Annotated in this window: 14 protein-coding genes and 1 riboswitch; of the genes, 8 read left to right on the plus strand and 6 right to left on the minus strand. The window is 61.0% G+C overall.

Features of this window, described 5'->3' with window-relative positions:
* Window positions 1-104 precede the first annotated feature (104 nt).
* Both I3J13_RS03085 and I3J13_RS03090 read right to left on the minus strand, forming a co-directional pair.
* A complete protein-coding gene (locus tag I3J13_RS03085) occupies window positions 105-872 on the minus strand; it encodes an SDR family oxidoreductase (RefSeq protein ID WP_004432705.1) in 768 nt (255 codons plus the stop codon).
* An 11-nt stretch (window positions 873-883) separates the two neighbouring features.
* Window positions 884-2083, minus strand: coding sequence for a mandelate racemase/muconate lactonizing enzyme family protein (locus I3J13_RS03090; RefSeq protein ID WP_035236078.1), 1200 nt, complete (start codon window positions 2081-2083; stop codon window positions 884-886).
* A 216-nt stretch (window positions 2084-2299) separates the two neighbouring features.
* On the opposite strand from I3J13_RS03090, the gene I3J13_RS03095 reads away from it, so the two are divergent.
* From I3J13_RS03095 to atzF, 8 genes are all read left to right on the plus strand, one after another.
* Window positions 2300-3019 (plus strand): FadR/GntR family transcriptional regulator, encoded by a 720-nt coding sequence (locus I3J13_RS03095; protein ID WP_196377986.1) that lies wholly within the window; start codon window positions 2300-2302, stop codon window positions 3017-3019.
* A 265-nt stretch (window positions 3020-3284) separates the two neighbouring features.
* Window positions 3285-3394: riboswitch (guanidine-I (ykkC/yxkD leader) on the plus strand.
* A gap of 73 nt (window positions 3395-3467) precedes the next feature.
* Complete coding sequence (locus tag I3J13_RS03100) at window positions 3468-4541, plus strand: putative urea ABC transporter substrate-binding protein (RefSeq protein WP_196377987.1); 1074 nt, start codon at window positions 3468-3470, stop codon at window positions 4539-4541.
* 60 nt (window positions 4542-4601) lie between these two features.
* Window positions 4602-5420, plus strand: coding sequence for an ABC transporter permease (locus I3J13_RS03105; protein WP_196377988.1), 819 nt, complete (start codon window positions 4602-4604; stop codon window positions 5418-5420).
* The gene (locus I3J13_RS03110) at window positions 5417-6163 is read left to right on the plus strand and encodes an ABC transporter ATP-binding protein (protein ID WP_196377989.1); all 747 of its coding nucleotides are present in this window, start codon (window positions 5417-5419) and stop codon (window positions 6161-6163) included. Before I3J13_RS03105 ends, I3J13_RS03110 begins: the two co-directional genes overlap by 4 nt.
* Window positions 6164-6326: 163 nt before the next feature.
* The gene (locus I3J13_RS03115; RefSeq protein WP_196377990.1) at window positions 6327-7142 is read left to right on the plus strand and encodes an urea amidolyase associated protein UAAP1; all 816 of its coding nucleotides are present in this window, start codon (window positions 6327-6329) and stop codon (window positions 7140-7142) included.
* A gap of 16 nt (window positions 7143-7158) precedes the next feature.
* Window positions 7159-7809 carry an urea amidolyase associated protein UAAP2 gene (locus tag I3J13_RS03120; RefSeq protein ID WP_196377991.1) on the plus strand — a complete coding sequence of 217 codons (651 nt, stop codon included), beginning with the start codon at window positions 7159-7161 and terminating at the stop codon, window positions 7807-7809.
* 4 nt (window positions 7810-7813) lie between these two features.
* A complete protein-coding gene (uca, locus tag I3J13_RS03125; protein WP_196377992.1) occupies window positions 7814-11350 on the plus strand; it encodes an urea carboxylase in 3537 nt (1178 codons plus the stop codon).
* Window positions 11350-13176, plus strand: coding sequence for an allophanate hydrolase (atzF, locus tag I3J13_RS03130; RefSeq protein WP_196377993.1), 1827 nt, complete (start codon window positions 11350-11352; stop codon window positions 13174-13176). Before uca ends, atzF begins: the two co-directional genes overlap by 1 nt.
* A 226-nt stretch (window positions 13177-13402) precedes the next feature.
* On the opposite strand, the gene I3J13_RS03135 is transcribed toward atzF, so the two are convergent.
* The 4 genes from I3J13_RS03135 to I3J13_RS03150 form a co-directional block, all read right to left on the minus strand.
* Window positions 13403-14191 (minus strand): transporter substrate-binding domain-containing protein, encoded by a 789-nt coding sequence (locus I3J13_RS03135; RefSeq protein WP_196377994.1) that lies wholly within the window; start codon window positions 14189-14191, stop codon window positions 13403-13405.
* A 123-nt stretch (window positions 14192-14314) separates the two neighbouring features.
* Window positions 14315-14971: an amino acid ABC transporter permease gene (locus I3J13_RS03140; RefSeq protein WP_142778715.1), complete on the minus strand. Its 657-nt coding sequence runs from the start codon at window positions 14969-14971 to the stop codon at window positions 14315-14317.
* A 5-nt stretch (window positions 14972-14976) separates the two neighbouring features.
* On the minus strand, window positions 14977-15780 hold the full coding sequence (locus I3J13_RS03145; protein ID WP_059760635.1) for an amino acid ABC transporter ATP-binding protein: 804 nt from the start codon (window positions 15778-15780) through the stop codon (window positions 14977-14979).
* Window positions 15777-16400 carry a DUF1989 domain-containing protein gene (locus I3J13_RS03150; protein ID WP_174056257.1) on the minus strand — a complete coding sequence of 208 codons (624 nt, stop codon included), beginning with the start codon at window positions 16398-16400 and terminating at the stop codon, window positions 15777-15779. Before I3J13_RS03150 ends, I3J13_RS03145 begins: the two co-directional genes overlap by 4 nt.
* Window positions 16401-16784: the final 384 nt, after the last annotated feature.

Here is a 16784-nt window from a genome sequence, read left to right on the forward strand (position 1 = left end):
AATGCACGCTTCATCGATAAGAGTTTCATGCTGCCCCTCCGCTCGTTTTGCTTGAACCCGTCACGCTCTCCCCAAGCGTGACGAAACGAATTGCGGGCGCTCGCCTACAACACGGAGATCATGCCGCCATCGGCATAGACGATCTGGCCATTGACGTAGTCGGATGCGGCGGACGCAAAATAGATGACGGTTCCCGCCAGTTCTTCGGGCCGGCCCCAGCGTCGCGCCGGCGTACGCGCCTTGACCCAGGCGTCGAATTCCGGGTTGGCGAGCAGGGCCTCGTTCATATCGGTGATCATGTAGCCGGGGCCGATCGCATTGGCCTGAATGCCCTTTTCGGCCCATTCGGCCGCCATGGCCTTGGTCAGCATCTTGATGCCGCCTTTCGCCACGGTATAAGGCGCAACCGTTGCCCGGGCGAGTTCGGAGGTCAGCGATCCGATATTGATGATCTTGCCGGAACCGCGCTCCGCCATTCGCCTCGCCGCCTCCCGGCCGACGAGGAAGGCCGACGTCAGATTGGTGTCGATCACCCTTCGCCAGTCGGCGCTCTCCAGCTCCAGCATCGGCTTGCGGAACTGGATGCCGGCATTGTTGACGAGGATATCCACCCGGATGCCGTCCCGGTCGAACCGCTCGAAGGCTGCGATGACAGCGGCTTCGTCGGTCACGTCGAACGCCGCGGTCAGCACCTCACGACCTGTCGAGCGCATCGCCGCAGCCGCCTCTTCCAGTCGGGTGGCGTCGACGCCATTGAGGATCACCCGGGCGCCGGCATTCGCCAGCCCCTCGGCAAAGGCTCGCCCCAAACCGCGGGACGAACCGGTGATCAGCGCCGTCTTGCCGCTCAGATCGAATAGTGAAACGCTCATGACGATTCCCCTCAGAGTTCAGAGACGCGGACGGACAGATCCGAGCGTTCGAAGAAGGACGGTTGCAGTTCAGTTCCGAGACCGGGGCCTTCCATCGGATAAACGAAACCGCCCTCGATACGCGGAACCTCCGTCACCAGTTCGCGATACCAGCCTTTGTAGAAGGCGCGCACGCTTTCCTGGATAAGCGTGTTGGGCTGCGAAAAGCTCATGTGGATGGCGGCGGCGAAGCCGACCGGGCCGATGCAGTCATGCGGGGCAAAAGGCCGGTGATAGGTTTCCGCCATGGCCGCGATCTTGCGGCCCTCGGTCAGACCTCCCGTCCAGCACAGATCGGCCATGACGACATGGGCGGCATCGCGGTCGAGATAGTCCTTATAGGCAAAACGGGTGCCGAGCGTTTCGGAGGCGCAGGTCCACACATCGGTGGAATGTGCGTATTCGGCAAGCGCCTGCGGCGAATTCATCCGTATCGGATCTTCGTACCATGTGGGCTTGAACGGCTCGAGCGCCCGCGCGATCTGCTTGGCAACCGGCAGGTTCCACAGCGAGTGGAACTCGACCATGATATCCATCTTGTCGCCGACCGCCTTGCGGATCAGTTCGAACGGCTTGATCGCCGTCTTCATCTGTTCCGCCGTGATGAACAGGCCGCGGTTTTCCATCGCCGGAGGATCGAACGGCCAGATCTTCATGGCCGTGATGCCGTTCGACAGGAGGTCTTCCGCCAGTTCGCCCGCCCGGTTCATGAAACCGTCGAGGTCTTCGTAAGGGCCGGCTTCTTCCCCCAAATTCCATGTATCGACCGGCTTGATCTTCTTCGTCCGCACATAGCGGCTTCCGGCGCAGGTATTGTAGACACGCATCTTCTCCACGCAGAGCCCGCCCAGCATCTGGTGGACAGGCTGCCCGCATACCTTGCCGAAAATATCCCACAGCGCGATGTCGACTGCGGAAGCCGCTCGGTGTTCCGCCCCCGTCGAGGCATGGGCCATCGGCAGGTTGAGCATTTCCCGGTGAAGGGCTTCTATATGAAGCGGGTTACGGCCCACCAGCCGGCTTGCCAGCGTATCGTGGATGTGGGCCTCGACGGCCGCCGCCCCATAAAAGGTTTCGCCGAGACCGGTAACGCCCTGATCGGTCTCCACATGCACCCAGAGAACGTTGGAGAACTCTTCTGCCCGAAAAGTCTTGATCGCAGTTATTTTCATCATTGCTTCCGTTCAATCCGCCCGACTTTCGCCAAGCCGCCATTTCAGCGGGAAAATCGCAGAGACAAAGGAAATCCATCGATCGCATACGAAAGCATGCGGCCCTGTTTCTCCATCGAAGTCTGACTGACGTTTCTTTCCGCCCAATTTTTATGGCAGAATTTCTGCCAGTCTCGTATAATCCTGTCAACCAAAATGCGAAAGTAATGTTCCGAAATGACAAAAGATGTAGGACAGGTTTACGAAGAAGATATAGGCCTCGTTGAACGGGCCATTGTCGATGTGCGCGCCTATATGCGCGAAAACCAGCTTCGGCCGGGCAGCCCCATGCCCAGCGAAACGGCCATGGCCGCCAAGCTCGATGTTTCCCGATCCGTGACGCGGGAGGCCTTCCGTGCCCTTGCCGCACTCGGGATCCTCGAGGTCAGCTCCGGCCGCCGGGCGCGGGTTGCGGCACCGGATGCGATACCGCTCAGCATGATTCTCGATCATACCGTGACAACGAAGCAGCTTAGCGTTCAGCAGGTTCTGGATGTGCGGCGCACGCTTGAGCTGCGCACGGCAAGCCTTGCGTCGCTGCGCCGTACGGATGCCCAGGCGCGGGAGCTTCTCCAGATCGTGGAAGACATGTTCAACGCGCTCGAAACACCGGAGGCGTTGATGGAGCTCGACATTCGCTTCCACGAACTGATCGCCCAGGCTTCCGGCAACTCTCTTTATGGAATCATCGTCGGCTCTTTCCGCGTCGTAACGCAGCAGACCTGGCACATAGGCTGGCGCAGCCGCGCCACTCTGGAGAACCGCACGGAAAACATCCGTTGCCACCAGAGGATCGCTGAAGCGATCAGCCTCCAGAATATGGAGATGGCGGAGGCCGCTATGACCGAACATTTCGACTCGGCCGTCGGCGTCCTGCTTCGGGCGGGCGTCAACTGACGAAGCCATGCGATGGCCATCGCCTGTCGCCGCGACCGGACGCCGTCCAGTCATGGCTCGCATCTGCGCGATCGAAACAGGCGTTACCATCCGACGAGACTGCCATCGTGATGACGCCAGAGCGGATTGCGCCAAGCCGCGCCTAAAAAATATGCTTGAAAGCCCATCGGCAAGAACACAAATCGGGCACTCTTCTTCGCATTTTGACGAAATCGCGCGGCAAAGCCCGAAATCCAATCTGGCACGCGGTTTGCTTCGTTTATTCCGAGTTGGCCGCTAGGGTTCCGGTGCAGGTTTGCATGACTGGTCCGAGAGCAGCCACTGTGCGAGGAGAAATCTCGCACGGATGCACGGCGGGACAAAAGCCCGGGAGACCTCGTTAGCCAAGGGATTGGCGGCGTTGGTCTATGCCGATCCCTTTTTGAGAACAAGCAAAAGGGGAATACCAATGCAGACTTTCAGAACAATCATTTCCATTTCCGCGCTGGGGGGCCTTCTAGCGCTCCCGCTGGTTTCGACAGCGGATGCTGCGCCCAAAAAGGATTTCAAGGTCGCCTGGTCGATCTATGTCGGCTGGATGCCCTGGGGCTATGCCGCCGACCATGGCATCGTCAAGAAATGGGCCGATAAATACGGCATCAATATCGAGGTCACGCAGTTCAACGACTATGTGGAATCGATGAACCAGTATACGGCGGGCGCCTATGACGCCGTGACGCTGACCAACATGGACGGCCTGTCCATTCCCGCTGCCGGCGGCGTCGATACAACCGCCGTCATCGTCGGTGACTTCTCCAATGGAAACGATGCCATCATCCTCAAGGACAAAAAAGACCTTGCCGAGATCAAGGGCCAGAACATCAATCTCGTGGAATTCTCCGTGTCGCATTATCTGCTTGCACGGGCGCTCGAAACCATCGGCTCATCCGAACGCGATGTGAAAGTCGTCAACACGTCCGACGCGGACATGGTCGCCGCTTACCAGACACCGGAGGTTTCCGCTGTCGTAACGTGGAATCCGCTGGTTTCGACCATTCTCCAGAATTCCTCGGCCAACAAGGTTTTCGACAGTTCCAAAGTCCCCGGCGAGATCATCGATCTGATGGTCGCCCATACCGATGTGCTGAAGGATAATCCCGATTTCGGCAAGGCGCTCGCGGGCATCTGGTACGATACGATGAAGGTGATGACCGCCGAGAGCGCGGAAGGCAAGGCGGCGCGCGAGGCGATGGGCAAGGCATCCGGCACGGATCTTGCCGGTTTCGAAGCCCAGATGGCGGCCACCAAGCTGTTCGACAAGCCAGCGGACGCGGTCGCCTTCACGGCTTCGCCGGACCTGCCGAAGACCATGGACCGGGTGCGGCACTTCCTGTTCGACAAGGGCCTGCTTGGCAACGGCGCGTCATCGGCGGATGCAATCGGCATCGCGTTTCCGGATGGGGCCGTCCGCGGTGACACGTCCAACGTCAAGTTCCGCTTCACGACGGACTACATGGCCGAAGCGGCCAAGGGAATGCTCTGAGGACCAGCCGCACCGCGCCCCGGCGCGGTCTTCCACCCTGCCATCACCCCGGAGTTTCCCATGCGCTGGATCAATTCGCGTCCTTCGAACGGCACCCGTCTTGGACTTGCCGTCCTGCCCTTTGCGGCCGTGCTGATCGCTTACACGGTCGGCTCGGCGGCACGGCTTGCCGAAAACGCCAATGACAAGCTTCTGCCGGGCTTTGCCGGCCTTGCCGACGCCATCAACCGGCTGGCCGTCATCCCCGATGCCCGCACGGGTGATATTCTTCTATGGACGGATACGGCCGCAAGCCTCGTCCGCCTGTTTTCGGGACTGGGGATAGCGACCGCGATGGCGTTGGCCATCGGCATGCTGATCGGCATGCTGCCTTACGCACGATCGCTGCTTTCGCCTTTCGTCGGCGCCATTTCCATGGTGCCGCCGCTGGCGCTTTTGCCCATCCTCTTCATCCTGCTCGGCCTTGGCGAAATTTCCAAGATCGCACTCATCGTCATCGGTGTGGCGCCCGTGATGATCCGCGATCTGGCGCTCAGGGCCATCGAACTGCCGCGCGAGCAGATCATCAAGGCCGAGACGCTCGGGGCAAACTCATGGCAGATCGCGCTGCGCGTGGTGCTGCCGCAGGTCCTGCCGCGGCTCATCACCTGTCTGCGTCTCCAGCTCGGACCGGCCTGGCTTTTCCTGATCGCGGCGGAAGCGATTTCGTCCGATGCGGGGCTCGGTTATCGCATCTTCCTCGTTCGCCGTTATCTCGCGATGGATGTGATTTTTCCCTATGTCATCTGGATCACGCTTATCGCCGTGCTGACCGACTGGCTGCTGGACCGGCTGCGCCTCGCCGTCTTTCCCTGGTCGGCAACGGAGAACAAGGCATGAGCACGCTCACCATCGACAATGTCTGGAAGGAATATGGCGACCAGATCGTGCTCGAGAATGTTTCGCTCGAGATCGAATCCCGCGCGTTTGTCGCGCTTGTCGGTCCGTCCGGCTGCGGCAAGACCACCTTCCTGCGCATGATCCTCGGCCAGGAGCGGCCGAGCCGCGGCACGATCCTTCTCGACGGCAAACCGCTGCCCGACGAACCGGGACCGGACCGCGGCGTCGTGTTCCAGAAATATTCGGTGTTTCCGCATCTGACCGTGCTCGGTAACGTCCTGATCGGCAAGGAACTTGCCGCGTCGCCCGTCAGCGGCAGGCTGTTCGGCGCCGCCCGCCGGACCGCGATCGACGAGGCCCGCACCATGATCGCCGATGTCGGCCTTTCAGGGTCGGAAGACAAATATCCTGCCCAGCTTTCCGGCGGCATGCAGCAGCGCCTGGCGCTTGCCCAGACGCTGCTGATGCGGCCGAAAATCCTGCTGCTCGACGAACCCTTCGGCGCACTTGACCCCGGCATTCGCGCCGAAATCCACCAGCTGATGAAACGGCTGTGGAACGAAGCGCAGATGACGGTGGTGATGGTGACGCACGACATGCGTGAAGCCTTCACGCTTGCCACCCGCGTCATCGCTTTCGAGCGCCCACGCGACCGCCCGGAGGAAAAACTGCGCTATGGCGCAACGGTCACCCGCGACATTTCGATCTGGCCGCCGCGCCGGGCCGGCGGCGTCGCCGCCTGAAACGATATGCATCAGGGCCAAGCCCTGATGTCGACTGCGCAGTTGCGGATAGAGGGGCGGCTCAAAACCCCTGCCGGAATTGCTTCCGACGGCCCGCCGGGACGACCCGGCAAACAAGGGCAGACACCGGGACGACCCGAACTCAACCGCCATGGAGCACCTTATGCACCAAAGACGTTCGCCCGAAGAAATCGCCGCCAACCGCGCCCGTTATGAAGATCACCAGAAAAAGGGGCTGGAATTCGCACCCAAGGCGCTGCCCGGCTTCAGCCTCCTGCCCGAACCCGCACTCGACGAAACGACAATCCTTCACCGCGAAATCATTCCCGGCGGCTGGTACTGGACGACCAGGCTGCGCAGGGAAGAGGTGCTGCGCATCAGCCTCAACCACGGCTTCTCTTCGATTGCGCTCATCGCCTGGAATGCCGCCGACACCTCGGAACGCATCAATCTGCCCGACACGATCAAGGTGCAGTGGACCACGGGGCTTTCCAAAGGCCGCGTCATCTTTTCCGACATGGGGCGTGTGATGTTTTCGATTACCGAGGACAGTTCCGGCGCGCATGATTGCCTTGTCGGCGGCTCGAACGCGCAGAGCAACGCCCGTTATGAGGGCGAACATCTGCGCGACACCCGCGATAACTTCATCAAGCTGGCGATGAAGCTCGGCCTCGACCGCCGTGACATTCCGGCGGCGCTCACGCTTTTCGCACCTGTGCGTGTTGATGCCGAAGGCCGGTTTTTCTGGAACCCGGCCCTCCTCAACAGCGGGGACTATGTCGAGCTGCGTGCGGAAATGGACATGCTGGTCGGTTTTTCCAATTGCCCGCATCCGCTCGATCCTAACCCGGCCTATGCGCCGAACCCGGTGACGGTCACCCGCCTTGCTGCCGCTCCGGTCGCCGCCGACGACCTGTGCCGGACCGCCAACGCCGAGGCCGTGCGCGGTTTCGAGAACAACGCGCTTTCCAACCTTTGAGCCGGGAGAAACGAACATGACCGATTTCATTGAAACCGTTTCGTCGCGCACATATGAAAATGCAGCGCAAAACCACTACGTCCCGGCGGAAAAACCCTTCTCCACCTTCATCCGCAAGGGCGCCACGGTTCGCATCGAGGACACTTACGGCCAGCAGGCCATCGATACGCTGTTTTACAACGCTCGAGACTTTTCGGAACGCTACTCCAGTCAGGATACGGTGCGGGCGCAGGGCGCGGCCTATATTTCGACCGGCACGAAAATCATGTCGAGCGAGGGTCGGGTAATGCTGACCGTGACCGCCGACAGCTGCGGCCGTCACGATACCTCCGCCGGCGCCTGCTCCTGCGAAAGCAACACGGTGCGTTTCGGCCATGGGACGAAATATCTTCCTGCCTGCCGGGACAATTTCGTCGCCGAGGTCGCCAGATACGGCATGGGCAAACGCGATGTCGTTTCCAATATCAACCTTTTCATGAATGTGCCCATCTCGCCCAATGGCGGCATGACCATCGTGGACGGCATTTCCTCGCCCGGCGACTACGTCGAAATGGTGGCGGAGATGGATGTGCTGCTGGTCATTTCCAACTGCCCGCAGATTAACAATCCCTGCAATGGTTTCGATCCGACACCGATCCGGGTGCTCGTTTGGAACGGGGAGGATTGAGCCGATGTTCAAGAAAGTCCTCATCGCCAATCGTGGCGAAATCGCCGTCCGCATCATCAGGACGCTCCGGGACATGGGTATTGCCTCCGTGGCGGTCTATTCCGATGCCGACCGCTTCGCCAGGGCGGCATTGACGGCCGACGAAGCGATACGCCTCGGGCCGGCGCCCTCCGCAGAAAGTTATCTCGATGTCGAAGCGGTGATTGCCGCCTGCAAAAAGACAGGGGCGGAAGCAGTCCATCCCGGTTATGGCTTTCTTTCCGAAAATATCGGCTTTGCCGAAAGGCTGGCGGCCGAAGGCATCGTCTTCATCGGCCCAACGCCGGAAAACATCGCCGATTTCGGCCTGAAGCACACCGCCCGGGAACTGGCGCAGAAAAGCGGTGTGCCGCTGCTTCCGGGCTCCGGTCTGCTAGGCTCGGTCAAAGAGGCGCTCGCCGCCGCGGAAGTCGTCGGTTATCCGGTCATGCTGAAATCCACCGCCGGCGGCGGCGGCATCGGCATGCAGCTCTGCGCCGACGACGCCGCGCTGAAAGCGGCCTTCGAGAGCGTGCAGCGCACGGCGAAAGCAAGCTTTGGCGACGCCCGCGTCTATCTGGAACGGTTCGTGGCGAAGGCCCGCCATGTCGAAGTGCAGATATTCGGCGACGGCAAGGGACGGGTGATCGCGCTTGGCGAACGCGACTGCTCGCTTCAGCGCCGCAACCAGAAGGTCATCGAGGAAACGCCAGCCCCCGGGCTTTCCGATAAGGTTCGGGCGCGCTTACACGCGGCGGCCGTCTCGCTGGGAAAACAGGTGAATTATCGCTCCGCCGGCACGGTCGAGTTCATTTACGATCCGGCCCGCGAGGAATTCTATTTCCTGGAGGTCAATACGAGGCTGCAGGTGGAGCACCCGGTGACCGAAGCCGTCTTCGGCATCGATCTGGTGGAATGGATGATCCGTCAGGCCGCCGGCGACGATGTCCTGACCGGCGCAGAGGAGCTGATACCGAAGGGCGCGGCCATCGAGGCGCGTGTCTATGCGGAAATGCCGCATGCCGATTTTCGCCCGAGCGCCGGTCTTCTGACCGAGGTGGTTTTTCCCGAAGATGTCCGGGTCGACGGCTGGATAGAGACCGGCACGGAGGTAACGCCTTTTTACGATCCCATGCTGGCCAAGATCATCGTCACGGGCGCGGATCGCGACGCGGCGATCGCCAGTCTCGGCGCCGCCCTGTCGCACACCGCGATTTCAGGCATCGAGACCAACCTCGACTATCTCAGGGCGATTGCCGGCTCCAGCCTTTTCCGGACCGGCAATGTCGCGACCACGGCGCTGAAGGATTTTCCCTTCGTGCCGGATGTCGTCGAGGTCATTGCACCGGGAGCGCAATCGAGCCTTCAGGAACTGCCCGGCCGTCTCGGCCTGTGGCATGTCGGGGTGCCGCCGAGCGGACCGATGGACGAACGTTCCTTCCGTCATGCGAACCGGCTGGTCGGCAATCACGACCACACCGCAGCTCTGGAAATCACCGTTTCCGGGCCGGTACTCAAGTTCTTTGCGGATGTGACGGTGGCGCTTGCCGGCGCGGAAATGCCGATGACATGCGACGGCGAACCCGTTCCGCATAGCACCCCGATCACGGTCAGGGCCGGGCAGACGCTTGCCATCGGCCAGATCGGCGGTGCGGGGCAGCGGGCCTATCTGGCGGTGGCCGGCGGTTTTGACGCGCCGATCGTGCTCGGCTCACGCGCCACTTTCGGGCTTGGTCAGTTCGGCGGCAACGCCACCGGCACCTTGCGCGCCGGCCACGTTCTTCGCCTCGCCCGCGCCCGCCAGGCCGATGCGAAAGCCGCCTCCGAACCTGCCGACCTGACCCGCGAATGGTCGGTGGGCGTGCTCTACGGGCCCCATGGCGCGCCGGATTTTTTCCTTGAGGACGATATAGAGACCCTGTTTGCGACCGAATATGAGGTGCATTTCAATTCTGCCCGCACGGGTATACGCCTCATCGGTCCTGCGCCGAAATGGGCGCGCGAGGACGGCGGGGAAGCCGGGCTTCACCCCTCGAACCTCCATGACAATGCCTATGCCATCGGCGCCATCGATTTTACGGGCGACATGCCGATCATTCTTGGGCCGGATGGCCCGTCCCTCGGCGGCTTCGTTTGCCCGGCGGTGATTGCCGCGGATGAGCAATGGAAGATGGGACAGTTCAAACCGGGCGACAAAATCCGCTTTCATCCGGTTGCGCGGACGGAAGATCCCATTGCCGGCCCCATCGTCAAACGCATTGGCGACAATGCCGGCTCTCCCATTCTCGGCCGTCGCGACGATGGCGAGGTTCCGGTCGTTTATCGCCGGCAGGGCGATGACAACCTGCTGGTCGAATATGGGCCGATGCAGCTCGATGTCAGCCTGCGCCTGCGCAGCCATCTTTTGATGCAGGCGGTGCGGGAAGCCGGCGTTCCCGGCCTGATAGACCTGACCCCCGGCATCCGCTCGCTGCAAATTCACTACGATGGATCGCATGTGACGCGTGGCTGGTTGCTCGGCCTTCTTTCCGAAATCGAAAGCGGCATGCCTTCCGTTCACTCGGTGAAGGTGCCGAGCCGCACCGTCTGGCTGCCGCTGTCGTGGGACGATCCGGATGCGGCGCTGGCGATGCGCAAATATCAGGAACTGGTGCGCCCCAATGCGCCCTGGTGCCCCTCGAACATTGAATTCATCCGCCGCATCAACGGTCTGGATGACGAACAGGCGGTCAAAGACAAAATCTTCGACGCCTCCTATCTCGTCATGGGGCTTGGCGATGTCTATCTCGGCGCCCCGGTTGCCACGCCTCTCGACCCGCGCCATCGCCTCGTCACGACGAAATATAATCCGGCGCGCACCTGGACGCCGGAAAACGCCGTCGGCATCGGCGGCGCTTATATGTGCATCTACGGCATGGAGGGACCGGGCGGTTATCAGCTCTTCGGGCGCACCATCCAGATGTGGAATACGTGGCGGCAAACCCCGGTCTTCGGCAAGGACAAACCCTGGCTGCTCGATTTCTTCGATCAGGTCCGTTTCTTTCCCGTCAGCCACGGCGAATTGACCGAAGCCCGCGCCGCCTTTCCCCATGGGGGTTATCCCGTCCGTATCGAAGAGGGCGAGTTTTCCTATGCGGATTACGAGGCGGAGCTTCAGAAGAATGCCGCCGCAATCGGCGTATTCAAGGCAGGCCAGCAGGCCGCCTTCGAGGCGGAACGCCAACGCTGGAAAGATCAGGGGCTAGACAGTTTCGTTGTCGATGAAGGCGTCGGTCCCGGCCTCGGGGGCGATATTCCCGACGGCTGCTTCGGCATTGAAAGTGCCGTGCCGGGCAATGTCTGGAAGGTGCTGGTGGAAAAAGGGCAGAAGGTGGCGGCAGGAGAAACGCTCGCCATCATCGAATCCATGAAGATGGAAATCACCGTCAACGCGCACGCCGCGGGCAAGGTGCGCGATCTCCGCGCCGGGCCGGGCCGCAATGTCAGGGCCGGCGACGTGCTGGTCGTTCTGGAGGCCATGTAATGTTGCCGATCATTCTCGATATCGCCTCGCTGAAAGATGCCTATGCAAAGGGGCTGAGCCCGCTCGATCTCGTCGAGGCGATAATTCTTCGCATCGAGGCGTCGGACGATCCGGCGATCTTCATAACGAAGACGCCGGACGAGGATCTGCGCGCCGCCGCCCGCGACCTCCTGGCCCGCGCGCCCGGAGCCAACAGCCTGCCGCTGTGGGGCGTGCCTTTTGCCGTCAAGGACAATATCGACGTGGCCGACCTGCCGACGACGGCCGCCTGCCCGGCCTTTGCCTACCGGCCGCAACAGGATGCGACCGTCATCGCCCGGCTGAAGGCTGCAGGCGCAATCGTCATCGGCAAGACCAATCTCGACCAGTTCGCCACCGGGCTGAACGGCACACGCTCGCCTCACGGCGCGCCGCGATCGGTGTTCGACAGGGCCTATGTGTCGGGAGGCTCGTCCTCCGGCTCCGCCGTGGCGGTGGCGTCTGGCCTTGCCAGTTTCGCGCTCGGCACGGATACGGCCGGTTCCGGCCGCGTGCCCGCCGCCTTCAACAATATTGTCGGTATCAAGCCTACGCCCGGACTGGTGCCGAATGTCGGCGTGGTACCCGCATGCCGCTCGGTGGACGTCGTGACCGTTTTTTCCGCCACGGTGGGCGACGGTGTGGAGGTTCGCAGGGTCATGGAGGGTTATGACCCCGCCGATCCCTTCTCGCGCAGGGCAAAGCCGGCCGCCCTGCCCGCTGCCGGGCTGCGCATTGGTGTGCTTGAGCCCGGGGAACGGGAATTTTTCGGCAATGCCGCTTTCGAGGCGCTTTATGACGCGGCTATCGAAAAAGCGAAAATGCTCGGCGCAGACATCGTCTCCTTCGACTATGCGCCGTTCCGTCAGGCCGCCGAGCTGCTCTATAACGGCCCATGGGTGGCCGAACGTCTGGCGGCGGTGAAGCATTTCCTGGCGACCAATGCCGGCGATTTCGATCCCACCGTAAGGGCAATCATCGAGGGGGCAAGGCGATACGATGCCGTCGACGCCTTCGAGGGACTATACGGGCTTGAGGCGCTTCGCCAGAAGGCATCGGCGGAATGGGCGAAAGCCGACGTGTTGATGTTGCCGACATCGCCCACCACCTACACGGTGGAGGAGATGCGCGCAGATCCGATCGCGAAGAACGGCCATTTCGGGCGATATACCAATTTCGCCAATCTGTTCGGTTATGCGGCCATCGCTGTTCCCGCTGGCTTCGATGCCACGGATCATTTGCCGGCGGGTGTCACCCTGTTCGGGCCGGCCTTTTCCGACGATGCGCTGGCGCCATTTGCCGATATGTTGCACCGCGCATTGCAGCCCGGCATGGGCAAGGACCGCAAGGCTGCCCTGCCGGAAGCTTCGAAAGTGGCGGATACCGATGACGGGCTGATGCCGATTGTCGTCGTCGGCGCCCATCTCACCGGCATGCCGCTCAATCACGAACTCACAGGCCCCGGCGGCCGGCTGATGAAATCTTGCCGCACGGCCGGCGACTATCGGCTGTTCGTCTTGCCGAATACGGTTCCACCGAAACCCGGCCTGCTGCGGGAGCCCGGCTTTAAAGGCGCGGGGCTGGAGGTGGAGGTCTGGAGGGTGACGCCCGAAGCCTTCGGACGTTTCGTGCAGAACATTCCCGCTCCCCTCGGCATCGGCAAGGTGACGCTGGACGACGGATCACAAATCTCCGGCTTCCTGTGCGAACCCTATGCGCTCAAGGGTGCTGTGGAAGTGACAGGCCTTGGCGGTTGGCGCGCCTATATCCGGTCGATCAAACAAGAAGAAAGGAAAAGCCATGCGTGACATTTTCTCAAAATATATGGGCATCCTCCGGCGAGCAACAGTGATGCTTTTGACTGCGAGAGCCGGAATGTATTGGGGCCGAGGACGTCGAAACGGCTAAGTCCGGTTTCATCGCAATCGCCGTTCCGGTCATCGGAGACGCCATATCGAACAGGCGACACTATCTTCGCCTGTTCGACCCTGAACGCTCCTCGCCAACCGGGAGGCGGTCTTAGCGACCGGGCGCTTATTCGAGGCTCTTGATCGGGTCTTTCGGCGCTGGATCGAAACCCACGAGTTCGACGGTCAGCTTCGCATAGGTGCCGTCGGCCACGATGTCGGCGAGCGCCTTGTTCACCGCCTTCACCAGCTCGGGCTTGCCCTTCTTGACGGCGAAACCTTTCTGGACGTGGCTGACGAAATCCGGTGTCATTTCGAGGGGAAGGCCGGAGTTCTTGATCGCCCATGCACCGGCGATCGCATCGGTAATGGTCGCGTCGATATTGCCGTTGACGAGGTCCTGCATCGCGTCCGATTCAGCCTTGTATCCTTTGACGACCGCACCCTTTTCCTCGGCGATTTTTGCGAAGGTGGAAGAGACGAGCGCACCGACGGTCTTGCCTTTGAGATCAGCGGCACTTTTGATGGCCGAGCCCTTCTGGACGACGATGCGACCGCCCGATTCCAGCCAGCCATTGGCAAAGGTAACGCGCTTCTGCCGCTCTTCGGTTATATCCATGGAAGCGCTGATAATATCGTACTGATCCGCCTGAAGACCGACCAGCAGGGAGTCCCATTTGATCAGAACCGGCGTGTAGGTGAGGTCGAGGCGCTTTGCCACCTCCTTCATCACGCGGATTTCCAGACCGTCGAGCGTTCCATCCGGAGCGCGCATGCTGAAGGGCGAAAAGGTTCCTTCCGTTGCGACCTGCAGCTTCCCGGGCTCCAGCAATTCAAGCTCTGCGGCAAAGACCGGAGCGTTGGTGATGGTCGCAGCGAGTGCGGCGACGGCAAATGCGATAGATTTGAATTTCATGACTCGTTCCCTTTTTGATTTTTTGCATTTTCCTGTTCGTCAGGCGGCATTGGCGTCACCCGCAGTCGATCCTGCGGATCGCTCCGCCGGATATTTCAGGCATCGCTGAGAACCGTCGGGGCCTCAGCTTGAAAGGGCATAACGGCGTTCCAGCAAGGCTGCGAGCTGTGTCAGCACCGTCGTAAGCAGGAGATAAATGACGGCCACGGCGATGTAGAACTCGAAAGGCCTGAATGTTGCGGCAATTAGCGTCTGGGCATAAAGCGTCAGCTCCACGACGGTGATCGTCGATAGCAGCGATGTATTCTTCAACGTCGAAATGGCTTCATTCGTGACCGAAGGCAGGATGATGCGGAATACCTGCGGCAGGATAATGCTGCGCATGGTTTCCGCTGGGCTGAACCCCAGCGCCAGAGCCGATTCCGTCTGCCCGCGCGGGATGGCGGACAGGCCTCCCCGGATGATTTCCGCGACATAGGCGCCGCTATTGACGCCGAGCGCCAGCACGCCGGCGGTGAAGGGCGAGAGCTTCACGCCGAATTGCGGCAGGCCGAAATAGATGATGAAGACCTGGATCAGGGTTGGCGTGCCGCGAACGAACCAGACGTAGAAGGCGGAGGCGGCGCGCACCGCGCGCCACGGCGAACGATGGCTGAGCGCCGCAAGCAGGCCGCAGCCCCAGCTGACGATAATGGTCAGGATCGTCAGCCAGAACACCGTCCAGGCAGCCAGCAGAAAGCCCGGACCGTAAAGCTGCACTTCATCGATAAAATTCGCCATCGTCGTCACGCTCCCCCGGCGCCATCTGCTGCGCCGCTGGGGGCAAGCTGGTCATGCAAAATGCGGTGAAGAAATTGCCGCAGGCGATCGCTCTGCGGATTGCGAAGAATGTCGGGCGCGCCGGTTTCAGCGATGACACCCTTGTCGAAAAAGAGCACACGCGATGAAACGTCGCGGGCAAAGGCAATTTCATGGGTCACCAGCAGCATGGTCATGCCGTCCGCCGCCAGCGAAGCCATCAGCACCAGCACCTCATGGACAAGTTCGGGATCGAGCGCGGAGGTCACCTCATCGAAAAGCATCAGACGCGGCTTCATGGCGAGCGCCCGGGCGATGGCGACGCGCTGCTGCTGGCCGCCGGACAGGCGTGCCGGATAGCTGTGGCGTTTCTCATAAAGGCCGATGCGGGAAAGCAGGGCCTCCGCCTCTTCGACGGCCTGGCTTTTGGGTCGTTTCAGCAGCCGGACCGGAGCATGGATGACATTTTCCAGAACCGTCATATGCGGCCAGAGATTGTAGCTCTGAAACACCATGCCGACGCGGGCGCGCAGGGCCTGCAGCTGCGAGGGCGTCGGGAAAAATCGCGATTCCGGCCGGAAATCGAAAGACAGGTTCTCGAATTCGAGATAACCCGACTGCGGCATTTCGAGACCGTTTATCGAACGCAGGAAGGTGCTCTTGCCCGAACCGCTCGCGCCGATGATGGATACGACCTCACCCGGTTCGACACTGAGCGAGACGCCTTTCAGAACCTCGTTTTCCCCGAAGCTCTTGCGGATATCCCGCAGGTTCAAAACCGGTCCGGTCATGGGGTCGTCTCCTTGTATTCATCGACGATCTGCACCGCGACATCCCTCGGTGTGCGGTCCACACCGTTGATCTCGGTAATGTCCTGCGGACAGGCGGACAGCACGAGCAGCAGATCCATCTCGGCCCTCAGTGCCACATGGTCACCCGCCGCGGACGCCGGCGGGCGACGGTCGAGACTGCCATCGGCGTTCACCGCCACATTCATGAAAAGGTTGAGAGATGCCGGCGTCTGGGCGACGGCAAGACCCTTCTCCGCCAGCGCCTCATGGAAATTTCCGGAACAGCTGCGGTGAAAACCCTGGCATCCCAGTTGCCGGTAAAGATCCGCATTGCATGGGCAGAGCAGCGTATCATGCCGCAGGGCGGCACTGTCGCTCACCAGCGTCATCATGGCTCTTCTGCGGTTGCTGAAGATACCCATGCCGCGCTCGATGAAGATATTGCTGTTTACCGAGCGCGTATGATCCATCGAGCTGATCTCGGATGGATCGGCTGCCGCAACAGCCCACGCATCCACGACCTGGTTTCCGTGGGAATTCGTAACGATGGCGACCTCGCCGGCCAGCATGCGATAGGCTGCGCCATGACCTGCCAATAAATTCTGCACATTTTCAGTCATCGGACACCGTTGGAAGGAATGCTGAAACCGGTGAGACGGCGGCAAGCAGGCGATAGACCCGGATCGATACCGCTCGGTCGAAACAATTTATATTCAGTATACCAACGGAATTCAATAAAGATTTTCAACTATTTATAGCAAATATATTAGGCTAAGCAGCCATAAAACGAGCAGTAAAATGCACAAAATTGCATCATTCATGCCTCCCGCATCATTCGCTTGCACTGCCATCAATCACGGGATACGTTTGGTGTACCTAAAAATTCGACCCGGTGGTCTTCCGGTCGCAATCCGCAAATGCGGGCTTCTCCGGGAGGATCGGGCATTGATGGAAATGCTGTCCGAGTTTGTCGCAGGTCCCGGTGGATCGGCGCGCGAGGACTG

It is taken from the genome of Agrobacterium leguminum (genome assembly GCF_015704895.1).
GTDB lineage: Bacteria > Pseudomonadota > Alphaproteobacteria > Rhizobiales > Rhizobiaceae > Agrobacterium > Agrobacterium leguminum.

What these genes read in the sequence shown, in the direction of transcription:
- I3J13_RS03105 (WP_196377988.1), top strand. Translation starts at nt 4,602, where the DNA reads ATGCGCTGGATCAATTCGCGTCCTTCGAACGGCACCCGTCTTGGACTT.
- I3J13_RS03135 (WP_196377994.1), bottom strand. Translation starts at nt 14,191, where the DNA reads ATGAAATTCAAATCTATCGCATTTGCCGTCGCCGCACTCGCTGCGACC.
- I3J13_RS03090 (WP_035236078.1), bottom strand. Translation starts at nt 2,083, where the DNA reads ATGAAAATAACTGCGATCAAGACTTTTCGGGCAGAAGAGTTCTCCAAC.
- I3J13_RS03110 (WP_196377989.1), top strand. Translation starts at nt 5,417, where the DNA reads ATGAGCACGCTCACCATCGACAATGTCTGGAAGGAATATGGCGACCAG.
- I3J13_RS03120 (WP_196377991.1), top strand. Translation starts at nt 7,159, where the DNA reads ATGACCGATTTCATTGAAACCGTTTCGTCGCGCACATATGAAAATGCA.
- uca (WP_196377992.1), top strand. Translation starts at nt 7,814, where the DNA reads ATGTTCAAGAAAGTCCTCATCGCCAATCGTGGCGAAATCGCCGTCCGC.
- I3J13_RS03115 (WP_196377990.1), top strand. Translation starts at nt 6,327, where the DNA reads ATGCACCAAAGACGTTCGCCCGAAGAAATCGCCGCCAACCGCGCCCGT.
- I3J13_RS03085 (WP_004432705.1), bottom strand. Translation starts at nt 872, where the DNA reads ATGAGCGTTTCACTATTCGATCTGAGCGGCAAGACGGCGCTGATCACC.
- atzF (WP_196377993.1), top strand. Translation starts at nt 11,350, where the DNA reads ATGTTGCCGATCATTCTCGATATCGCCTCGCTGAAAGATGCCTATGCA.
- I3J13_RS03095 (WP_196377986.1), top strand. Translation starts at nt 2,300, where the DNA reads ATGACAAAAGATGTAGGACAGGTTTACGAAGAAGATATAGGCCTCGTT.
- I3J13_RS03150 (WP_174056257.1), bottom strand. Translation starts at nt 16,400, where the DNA reads ATGACTGAAAATGTGCAGAATTTATTGGCAGGTCATGGCGCAGCCTAT.
- I3J13_RS03140 (WP_142778715.1), bottom strand. Translation starts at nt 14,971, where the DNA reads ATGGCGAATTTTATCGATGAAGTGCAGCTTTACGGTCCGGGCTTTCTG.
- I3J13_RS03100 (WP_196377987.1), top strand. Translation starts at nt 3,468, where the DNA reads ATGCAGACTTTCAGAACAATCATTTCCATTTCCGCGCTGGGGGGCCTT.
- I3J13_RS03145 (WP_059760635.1), bottom strand. Translation starts at nt 15,780, where the DNA reads ATGACCGGACCGGTTTTGAACCTGCGGGATATCCGCAAGAGCTTCGGG.